The organism is Acinetobacter zhairuonensis, assembly GCF_022601715.1.
In the GTDB taxonomy this organism is placed as follows: domain Bacteria; phylum Pseudomonadota; class Gammaproteobacteria; order Pseudomonadales; family Moraxellaceae; genus Acinetobacter.
This window is the reverse complement of the sequence record NZ_JAKVIM010000020.1, coordinates 56,909-67,794: the sequence shown is the minus strand read 5'-3', so window position 1 is coordinate 67,794 and position 10,886 is coordinate 56,909. Positions and strand designations below refer to the sequence as shown.

The window sequence follows — 10,886 nt, the reverse complement described above, 5'->3', positions numbered from 1 at the left end:
CCTTAAGCTAAATCCTTGTTAATCAACAAGTTTTTATCTGCATCACCGCCGATGGATGTGCATTCTACAGCATTTCTTATCCAATGCAACACCCTAATCCTAATTTATTCAAAAATAATGTTTGTACGGCTAATTAATAGACGAAAAAACGGTTTTATTACATATTTTGATCAAATTTGTTTTAATACTGGGCTTATAACAACTGTTACAATACGCTCAATACTCTTTTATTTAGACAACTTAAGTTGCTTGCGACATTAAGAATCGTCTCGGATCTATTATGCAACATACTCACTATTATTTATGTGCAACACTTTTAGCATTTAGTTTTGCTACTACTGTACAAGCGAATGATGAGCTAACAACTACAGCTTCAAGCGACACGCCTGTAAATGATGTTGCACCTGATGCATCTTCTTCTAATCAGGGTTCTCGACTTGAATCATTAAAAGAACTTAAAAACGTAAAAGCGAATGATTTAAAAGTGAATGCGAATGCTGCACAACCTGATAGCATCAAAGATCCTTTAGAAGCATTGAATCGTGAAACCTTTGCATTTAATGATTTTTTGGATCGAAATTTTGCGAGACCAGTAGCCGTACAATATAAAACCAAAGTTCCTGATAGCGTTCGTGGTGCTTATCGTTCATTTCGTAAAAACTTAAATGAACCTTGGAATGCCGTAAACCAATTAGTGCAAGGTCGCCCATCTCGTGCTGCAAAATCTTTAGGTCGTTTTACCATTAATACAGTAACAACTTTAGGTTTTGCAGACCCTGCAAGACGTTTAGGCTTAGATATGGAAGAAGAAGGTTTTGGGACAACATTGGGTTACTACAGTGTCCCATCTGGTCCATATTTAGTTTTACCTATTATAGGTCCTAGTACTTTCCGTGATGGCATTGGCTTCTTTGTCGATGGTCAAGCTCGTCCACAACGATATATGTTCGACAATAACGATGGTATTTACTGGACAGATCAACTGTTACGTGGGATTGATACTCGTGCTCAAATTCTTGATGTTGAAGATGTACTTCAAGGTGACCGCTATGCTGCGATTCGTGACATTTATTTGCAACGTAAGAATTTTGAGATTGCACAAAAGCAAGGTTTAGATGCAGACAACATTTCTTTTGTGGATGAAGAACCAGATGATGGCATTGATGACACGCTGGATGAAGATTCCTCAACACCTTCTGAATAATTTGTAAAACTTATTTGTCTGGAAAAATATTCTTTTTCTGGCAATTACGTGATTGATATAGTACACCTAACTAGGTACACGCAAAGGATCATACAATTAATATATGTATTTCATTCAACCGACTCGCAATATTCCTTATTTAGATCAGGTGCTTAACACACTTCCAAGTGTGCAAATGATTCACATAGATAATATAGACTTGTATGATCCGACCATTATTGCAATAGCTGATGTGCAAGATTACCTCATTCATCAATGGAGTTTACCCACCATTGTATTGGCGTTTGAGAATGAAGGGACGGCTTTAGCACAAGCTTGGGAAATCGGAGCTTTGGCTGGCTGGATCTGGAATCGTTTACCTGCAAATCCCGAACATTCTTTATTAAAGATTGATGCTCAGTACAAGCGCAATCAAGATAGTCGCGATCTTCCTTCAGCCGCTGAGCTACAAAAACGCCTACTACCGAATCCAATTGAACTCACCAACTATCAAGTCGAAACGCTGTTTCAACCTTCGGCCTATCTGTCAGGCGACTGGTATGACTACTGGAAACTGAGTGATAAAGAAATCATCTTCTATTTAGCCGATGTTTCGGGTCATGGTGTGACCAGCAGTTTACTTACCTCTTGGATGGCTGCTTTTCATGGTCGCTCTAAAACACCAAGAGAGTTGATTAAAAAACTAAATGGCATGCTGGTACAGGAAAATATTGAAAAGCATATCACTATGATTGCGGGTACGCTGAATTTAGAAACCCATGTTTTAAAATGGTCGAGTGCAGGACACTATCCTCCTGCCATTCTATTAGAACCGAATCATCCGCCTAAAATTTTAAATACCAGTAGTTTCCCCCTTGGTCTCACTGAAGACTTAGAAGTTGAAGAATTTGAGTGTGTATTAAACAAACAATCACGTTTCATTATTTGCTCAGATGGCGCACTTGAACCTTTCGATGGCGGATTGAACGAACAATTCGAGCAATTGGTCTTCCATTTGCAAAATCAATCATTTCAAGCACCAGAACATGTGGCAGATGATATTGCCATCTTAAGTTTATGCAGAATGAATTAGTATATTTTTCAAAGGCTTAAAGATTTAAGCCTATATCTACGACTCTAGAATACTTGAGTCTATACTTGCCCTATGTGATAATTTTCATATCCTTCTCTGAAAATGGCATTTATATGTCAACAGGTCATGTTGAATATGCAAGCTTAGATGGAACGCATATTTTTAAGCTTATTGGCGAAGTGCGTGCCCAATCTTGTATCAGTCTAGACAAACTTTTAAACCGAATTGAACAACAGCCGAATGTCGTTGGGGCAATCGTAGATTTAACCCAAACCACATTCATTGATAGCACGGTGTTAGGCATTTTAGCGAAACTTGGTTTAAAGCTAAAACAAGCACATAACATTCAAGCTGTCATGTTATCAACTAATCCCGATATTACGACTTTAGCCAATAGCATGGGCTTAGGTCAGGTTTTTGTCATCCTGAATTACTGTGGTGACCCAAGCGTATGTACACTTGAATTAATGGAAGAGCATGTAACGCATTCAAACATGCTTACAACTGTACTTGATGCGCACAAAACCTTGATGAAATTGAACGAAAATAATCAAAATATGTTTGAGCCTCTAGTCAAACAACTCCAAAAAGAACAAGATAATTTGGAACAAGCGTCTAATCAGCAAAACGCTTAATGCACCCGTTGCAAGGATGAATACATGTCTTTACTTTCTGTTGCTCAAATGAATTCTCAAAATGACATTGAAGAAAACTTCAAGGTCATTGAATCATTTATTCAACAGAGTAAAGCACAGGGTTCCTCTTTGGTGGTGTTTCCTGAAAATTTCGTGTGTTTTGCTGCCGGCAAGCAACGTGAAACTGCTGAACAATTTGAAGGGATTCAAAAGCGGCTTGAAACATTAGCGCATCAATATCAGATCTGGATTATTGCAGGAACTTTACCTTGTCCTTTCCGCCCAGATGGTTCTGTGATTCAAGATGGTCGTGTCCGCACCGTCAGTTTATGCATTAGTCCTGAACGCACCGAAGCCCGCTACGATAAAATTCACTTGTTTGATGTACAAGTCGGGGATGCTGTAGGAGGGTATCAAGAATCCAAGTTTTTTGAACCTGGTTCTGATATCGTGGTCGCTAAAACACCTTTTGGCAATATTGGAATGATGGTCTGTTATGACCTACGCTTCCCAGAATTGGCTTTGCATTTACGTGCACGAGGTGCCCATATTTTAACTGCGCCTGCTGCATTTACTTACACCACAGGTCAGATGCATTGGCAACTTCTGCTACAAGCCCGTGCTATGGACAGCCAATGCCAAGTTTTAGGTTCTGCACAACAAGGCTGGCATGGTGAAAAACGCCAAACTTGGGGACATACCGCTGCGACCAATAGTCGTGGACAGTTACTGGATATGATTCAAGATGATGGGGCACATTTAATTACTGTGCCATTTGACTTACAAGAACAACAACAAATTCGTGAATCTATGCCACTAATGCAACATCGCCGACTAACTCAGTTTGGTTAAGGCACGTTTAATTCTTTCTGTATCAGTTATATATTCTTTTCAGCACACTTGATGACTTCAGTTTAAGCTGATCCTCATGATGCACTCGCAATGATTTCAACTGTGATCGCATCAAACTCTCCCCCCACGATATCCTGATCTTTCCAAAACACCATTGTGCTATGAAGCATCTTGTGTCTATATGTAAAATCTTTGTTTATTACTTGAACTACAATTTAAATCGTGTACGATATATTTGCATTCGATATAAAATAGGTGAATAAGATGTCTCTAGAACAAGTGGTATACCGCGCTAAAGCTAAAGCAACAGGTGGTCGTGATGGCCGTGCAATTTCTGATGATGCCATTCTGGATGTCAAACTGGCACTACCTAAAGAAATGGGTGGTATGGGTGGTGGTACCAATCCAGAACAACTCTTTGCAGCAGGCTACTCGGCTTGTTTCTTAGGTGCAATGAAATTTGTAGCGAGCCGTGATCAATACAAGATTCCAGCAGATGCATTTATTGAGGGTGAAGTTGGCATTGGTCCAATTCCAACAGGTTTTGGCATTGAAGTGACTTTAAATGTGCATCTTCCTGCCATGGATGCCGATGAAGCTGAAAAACTTGTAGCTGCAGCCCACATTGTTTGCCCTTATTCAAATGCAACACGTGGCAATATTGATGTGAACTTCAATATTATTACTGCATAATTGCGTTCAGCTAATAATAAAAAAGCGCCCGAGTGGCGCTTTTTTATTTAAATGACCGCCGTTATTCCTCAGTCTGATTGGTCACACGTAATACTTCTTCCAACGTTGTTTTACCTGTCAGTACTTTTCGCAAACCATCATCACGGATAGAGCCTGAGTGCTGACGAGCATAACTTTCCAGCTCAAACTCTGCCGCATTGCCATGAATTAAACGGCGCATTGTTTCATCCACAGGCACAATTTCATAAATTGCCGTTCGTCCACTAAAACCAACATGTGAACATTTCTCACACCCTTGTGGTTCAGGCAATTTCAAACCTTCAATTGAAGACTCAATCGACTTAAAGATCTGCTGTTCAAACGAATCTGCCTCATGCCAAGTGGTGCAATGCGGACATAGAGTACGTACCAAACGCTGTGCAATCACGCCAATTAATGAGCTTGAAAGCAAGAAAGGTTCAATACCCATATCTTTTAATCGAGTGACAGCACCAATGGCGGTATTGGTATGTAGCGTCGACAATACCAAGTGACCTGTTAAGGATGCCTGTACCGCAATTTCAGCCGTTTCTAAATCACGGATTTCCCCAACCATGACCACATCAGGATCTTGACGTAACATGGCCTTTAACGCCCGTGCAAAGGTCATATCCACCTTAGTATTCACTTGGGTCTGACCAATCCCCTCCAATTGATATTCAATCGGATCTTCAGCGGTCAAAATATTACGAGTATTGTCATTCAAGTCTGATAAAGCAGCGTATAAGGTAGTGGTTTTCCCCGATCCTGTTGGACCTGTCACCAAAATAATCCCATGCGGGCGATGCACCAACTGTGTTAAACGCTCATAGTCAGGTTGTAATAACCCTAAATGGGTCATATTCAAACGTCCCGCCTGTTTATCCAGCAAACGCATCACTACACGCTCACCATGTGAAGAGGGTAAAGTCGAAACACGTACATCGACCTCACGCCCTGCAAGACGCAATGAAATACGACCATCTTGCGGAACACGCTTTTCCGCAATATCCAACTTTGCCATAACCTTAATCCGCGATACCAAAAGCGGTGCCAGTTCACGGCGTGGCTGTACAATTTCACGCAGTTGACCATCGACCCGTAAACGTACCGACAGTTTCTTTTCAAAGGCTTCAATATGAATATCCGAAGCACTGACGCGAATGGCTTCTGAAAGCAAGGCATTAATCAAGCGAACAATCGGTGCATCATCTTCTTGATCCATCAAATCTTCAGCTTCAGGGACTTGATCGGCTAAACTGAGTAAATCTGGATGATCTTCCAGCCCCGCAGCCACTTGCTGAGATTCCCCAGTATCCCCTGCATAACTTGAACTTAAGAGTGCATTGAAGCGTTGATCATCTAACACTTCATTGTGTGCAGGTGCAGTCAGTAAACGGCGTGCTTCTTGCAATGCAATCCATGCCGTATTTTCACGGCGCACAATAAAAACTTGGTCCCCATCATATCGAAGTAAAACGCCATGTCGTTTGGCAAAGCTATAAGGTATTTGTATTTGTTTATGTATTTGCATCACAAAATTATAATGATGAAAAAGAGGCTTTTGAGTGTACTCTAAGCGTATGACAGCGTGAAGTCTGTTTTTGACTGAACTGACCAGAGGATATTTTTATTTTGGCATCATCTGATTTAGAGCATATTCAAGCCGATCATCCATCGCTCAAATGGTGGGGCGAACAAAAATTCGAATTAAACCAAGCAAGAACATGGCAGTTCGGCTCTTTATTGTTTCGTCTGGCGCGTAGCATCAACGAATGGCGACTGGAATATCATCGTCCACAATTTCAGAAAGACTCTGAACGTCAGTGGAAAATGATTGATGATCCTGAATTTGCTTTTCCACAGCCGATTAAAGTCGAACGCTATATGTTCCGTAAGACTCACGAAACCTTTCACTTAATGCCTCGTTTGGCAGACCGATCTGTGGTGATTAAACCTGTCAATCCAATTTATATTCCAGCAGGACAGCGCGGAACTTTATACATTAGTACACCTTTATGGATTGCCGGTTTTGTGGAAAGCCAGCGTGAGCCTTTATTTGATCTTCCCATGATGCAACCCAAAGACACCTGGTTCGGTCCTGACCACCGCACGGGTGAAATGTGTTATGCGACAGCAGTGGATGGGCGCACCGAGTTGAATTTACTTAAACCGAGTCCATTCCGTGCAGTCACACCCATTGAATTCCACAATACCAGTGGTCATCAACTGCGTTTTGATCGAATGAATGTGCCTGTAGCCGCTTTACCCCTATTTTATAGTGAAAGTACCAATCGCCTCTGGACTTCACAAATCAAAGTCATCCATGAAGATTGGGATCGCCCACCACGGATTAAAATTGAAAATCGCACACCACCTTTAGCGGGTGAAGTCAGTTATGTGCATGCACCACGCTCTCCAGGTGGCGCATTATTCAATATGTTTGACTCATTTTTTTAGGATCGTGATATGCCAGATACCAATATTCCTAAAGATGTTGCAGTCAGCTTAAAGGAAATTTTTACCAACATTAACCTAGAACGTATCAGTGAGATTTTAGTCGCGTTGGTACTGTGTTTGATTGGTTTTATCTTAGCGCGCCTGATTTCCAACACCTTTATTCGCACCGTTGGACAGAAGTTTAATGCCCATCAAAGTATGGTTTGGCGGCGCGGAATTTTTTATTTTATTTTTGTGCTGTTTATTATGGCGAGCCTGAAAGAAGCTGGGTTTAAGCTCAGTGTCTTTATTGGGGCTGCAGGGATTTTCACTGTCGCGCTCGGTTTTGCTTCACAAACTTCTGCCAGCAACTTAATCAGCGGCTTATTCTTGATTGGTGAAGGTTCCTTTGAAGTGGGCGATACCATTCAAATCACCTTGATTCGTGGACATACCATTGAGGGAGAAGTCATTTCGATTGATTTACTTTCGGTTAAGCTCCTGACGTTAGATAATATTTATGTACGTTTACCGAACGAACAATTGATTCGCGCCCCTGTACTGAATTTGTCTAAATTTCCAATACGACGTATTCCAATTACGCTGGCGATTAATTTTCAGGAAGACATCATTAAAGTCCGAGAAGTCCTGCTGGATGTTGCAGCGCGCTATCCACTGGCTTTAGATGATCCAAAACCCGAAGTGACCGTCACAGCCTTTCGTGAATCCACCATTGAAATTCTGTTTGCCGTTTGGTGTCGGCAGGAAATTTTCCTAAAAGCCCGCGATGAATTACAAGAACGTGTGCGTAATGGATTTTTGGAAAATCATATTGAAATTCCTGTGCCTAAAATGGGCATTATTGACCGCCCTCGCCCGAAACACCGAGATGAGATTGATCAATACGCCTATGAGAAGGAACTGAAACGAGAGCACAAAGAGCGATAGAATTATCGCTCTTTTTTTTGTTCCAACAATGTTGGTGGTAAAGGCGCGATATAGGCAATCACCAACATCACCGCACCCGACCCGATAAAGGAAATCACCCGAGTTAAAGTGCCACTTTGCGAAAGATCTAATAACAATAACTTTGTAACTACAATCCCCAGTAAAGCAGCGCCTACAAACCAGATTTGACGGATATGTCTTTGGCTGGAAAATGTCATCAATACAAAAGCAAGAATCACCCATAGTAAAGTCAAACTCAGTTGTACCGAACCGTCGCGCCAGATCGCACTCCCCCATAATGGCGTATGCAAATAATGATGCATGCCACGCACCACGATACTGCTGAATACCAACAGACCAATCAGAATCGTACTAATTTTCAAGCCCCACTCTACAGAGGATTGCTCGGCAAAATCATGTTGGTAGATGATCCACAACAGCCCACTAAATACCAGTAAAGACAGTAAATCGGTTAAATTCAACAGCGGTGCTAGATAATAATGAGTTGCCGAATATGGATCGAGATTCAACACTACTAACCACAGCAACCCGAAACACCACATAGCGGTTTGATGTAAAAAATCATGTTTGTGGGTCAAGAACGCATACAGCGCATAAAAGACTGGAACCACACCCAGTGCCCAAATTGGCATCTGCGGGAAGACAGCCAGACCTATAGCAGCAAGAGCTAAACACAACAGTGCTGCCCATAATTCATTTGCAATTCGAGTAGAAATGCGCTGCATAAAAATCAACATCAGACTTAACAGCACCGCACTCACAGTAAAACTGAGCTGTACGGTTTGACTCGACCATTGCTGACTTGTAAAAATTTCTTCAAGCAACGTCACTCCATAAAGCAGCACCAATAAGCCAGCCAACAACGTAAGTTGCAAATTTTGCCATTCCAGCTTCAACTTCATCCAGACCACTAAACTAAATCCAGCCAGCAACATGGTCGCAATTGCGATTGAACAACTGTATGCAGATTGCTGCCAGTCCATCAACTCTACACCCGCAATTGCTCCAGCATACATACCCGAAATCAGGAAAATTCCACTGAGCATACGTGCGCTGAAATACTTTTCCACATCCTGATAATGCAGCAAATAAAAGGCTGAAATAAACTGTGCAGTAGCATAAATACTGATCGCTAACACAGGAAAATCATCGTTCGACCAGATTTGATACATGAGGGCGATGGTACTCAGCAGCACCAATGCCACCCCGATATAACGACTCAAACGATAACGCTCAGTAATGCCCCAGACAATTAACGCAGTCCCTTGAATTACCCATCCTGTGGAGGTCCAATGTGCACCTTTTGCCAGCGGAAAGATTAAGGCTGTAAATACCACTGCCAGAATAAAAAAGCTTTTAGCCAAAATAGACAACTGTGGATGCTGGCGTTTGATCCAAAAATTCAAAAGCCCATACGTCACCGCTAAGGCTGCCGCTCCCCATGTCAGTGCAACGGTTGAGTCATGCATGAGGAAGGCATGTAATGAGAACCCAAGCACTGGAACACTGAAAATTAAACCGACATCTAGAATGGGTTGCAGTTTTTTTTGTGAGTTCGAGCTTGGCTCGGGCTCATGTTGTAGCTTTTGCTCCGCCAACATCAACTGGCTATAACGAATGCTCAGCCAAATAAATAAGGCGATCTGTAACCAAAGAATCACATCCAGAGTTTTGAGCTGAGAATTTTCTGCATACAGTCCAATGACTGCTCCCCCAATAAACATGGTGGCGAAAAAGGCGATTTGATGCAGTATTTTCCATGGCTGCAAATAATTGACGGCAACCACAGCCAAATTAATCACAAAATAATAGCTAAATAAAAACACCACATCAGGATGATTGTGCGGGATTAATAACGGTGCCAGATAAGCCATACTCAAGGCGAGAATTGCCAAATACAGGGCTTGTTGTTTCAGGCTTAATACAACGGTAAGCCCGAGTAAGATTACAAATAGAATGCTGGCAGTCATTAGACTTTGTATAACCGCAAAATGGTGCGCAAAAATCAGCGTGAGGAAGATGACGGCCAAACCTAAACCTTGCAACGCAATCGCAAACAATGCATTTTTCCGTTGTAACAGATAACCCGCGACTGTGGTTATACCTCCAGCAGCCGCAATAAAGCCAAGTTTGACCGCCAAACTTAATTGCCAATGCTCACTGGCAAAACGCAACAACAGCACAATACCCACCATCAACAGCGCAACCGCGACACGTAAAATCGGATTACCATGCTTCATCCAATCCAGTGCAGGTTGCCACCATGACGGATGCTGCGGGGAAGGTGCTGTATTTTGAATATCTGAACTTTGCTGCGGTTGCTGTACCGTTGCATCTTGTTGCTGGGTTTGCGTCAATTGCCCCTGAATTGGCACCGCGGATGTAATAGGCTGTTGTGCAACTATCGGCATGGAAGCTTGTATCGGTGGTTTAGATGACACTTGCTGCATCTGCTCCAACTGAGCCAAGCGGTTCTGAAATGTACTCATCAATTGAATGAAGCAGAACAGTAAAACCAGCACAGCCCCACCCAAGACCCACAGCCACATATTGGCATAAGCCCATAATGCCACCGCAGCTGCACTATAAATCAGAAGCTTCTGCACCCCAATTCCTGTGGATTGAATCAAAGTATTGGATGTCGCTTGTTCTAATTGCACTAAACGCTGATGAATATTCGAAATCGACTGCACTATTACGATGGTCAATCCGATCGCTGCAGCGAACACTGTAGATTGCCATTGCATACCAATCGCAACGACCAACAAGATGCTTATGGCGATTAAGAGTAGGAGCATTCCCTGCTTATCTTTTTTATACATGAGTCAATGAGTTACTCAACTTCAATTCATTTATCTTACTTGATCAGGCTTCAAGCAGATCATTTCACATACAAAATACTGCAATTTTATAGACTTGAAGCTCACCTTCCAAAGCTGCTGCGGTGCTGAGTGACATTCGGAATAAGACAGATTTGCCTTTTTCACGTAAGATAAGCCCTAAT

Annotated in this window: 9 protein-coding genes; 7 read left to right on the top strand and 2 right to left on the bottom strand. The window is 42.1% G+C overall.

Going from position 1 to position 10,886, the window contains the following annotated elements; all coding sequences use genetic code 11:
* The first annotated feature begins 280 nt into the window (after nt 1-280).
* The 5 genes from MKI85_RS14510 (at nt 281) to MKI85_RS14490 (ending at nt 4,456) form a co-directional block, all read left to right on the top strand.
* Nucleotides 281-1,204 (top strand): MlaA family lipoprotein, encoded by a 924-nt coding sequence (locus tag MKI85_RS14510; protein WP_241628633.1) that lies wholly within the window; start codon nt 281-283, stop codon nt 1,202-1,204.
* Between the two features lie 103 nt (nt 1,205-1,307).
* The gene (gene gigA, locus MKI85_RS14505) at nt 1,308-2,276 is read left to right on the top strand and encodes an RsbU family protein phosphatase GigA (protein ID WP_241628631.1); all 969 of its coding nucleotides are present in this window, start codon (nt 1,308-1,310) and stop codon (nt 2,274-2,276) included.
* Nucleotides 2,277-2,389: 113 nt separating this feature from the next.
* Nucleotides 2,390-2,911, top strand: coding sequence for an STAS domain-containing protein (gigB, locus tag MKI85_RS14500; RefSeq protein ID WP_241628629.1), 522 nt, complete (start codon nt 2,390-2,392; stop codon nt 2,909-2,911).
* A 24-nt stretch (nt 2,912-2,935) separates the two neighbouring features.
* Nucleotides 2,936-3,763 (top strand): carbon-nitrogen hydrolase family protein, encoded by an 828-nt coding sequence (locus MKI85_RS14495; protein WP_241628627.1) that lies wholly within the window; start codon nt 2,936-2,938, stop codon nt 3,761-3,763.
* Nucleotides 3,764-4,027: 264 nt separating this feature from the next.
* Nucleotides 4,028-4,456: an organic hydroperoxide resistance protein gene (locus MKI85_RS14490; protein WP_241628626.1), complete on the top strand. Its 429-nt coding sequence runs from the start codon at nt 4,028-4,030 to the stop codon at nt 4,454-4,456.
* A gap of 61 nt (nt 4,457-4,517) precedes the next feature.
* Here MKI85_RS14490 and gspE read toward each other — a convergent pair whose 3' ends face one another.
* Complete coding sequence (gene gspE, locus MKI85_RS14485; RefSeq protein ID WP_241628624.1) at nt 4,518-6,008, bottom strand: type II secretion system ATPase GspE; 1,491 nt, start codon at nt 6,006-6,008, stop codon at nt 4,518-4,520.
* A gap of 125 nt (nt 6,009-6,133) precedes the next feature.
* On the opposite strand from gspE, the gene MKI85_RS14480 reads away from it, so the two are divergent.
* Both MKI85_RS14480 and MKI85_RS14475 read left to right on the top strand, forming a co-directional pair.
* Nucleotides 6,134-6,934 (top strand): hypothetical protein, encoded by an 801-nt coding sequence (locus MKI85_RS14480; protein ID WP_241628637.1) that lies wholly within the window; start codon nt 6,134-6,136, stop codon nt 6,932-6,934.
* Between the two features lie 9 nt (nt 6,935-6,943).
* Nucleotides 6,944-7,861 carry a mechanosensitive ion channel family protein gene (locus MKI85_RS14475; protein ID WP_241628623.1) on the top strand — a complete coding sequence of 306 codons (918 nt, stop codon included), beginning with the start codon at nt 6,944-6,946 and terminating at the stop codon, nt 7,859-7,861.
* Nucleotides 7,862-7,863: 2 nt separating this feature from the next.
* Here MKI85_RS14475 and MKI85_RS14470 read toward each other — a convergent pair whose 3' ends face one another.
* Nucleotides 7,864-10,704 (bottom strand): DUF2339 domain-containing protein, encoded by a 2,841-nt coding sequence (locus MKI85_RS14470; protein WP_241628622.1) that lies wholly within the window; start codon nt 10,702-10,704, stop codon nt 7,864-7,866.
* Nucleotides 10,705-10,886: the final 182 nt, after the last annotated feature.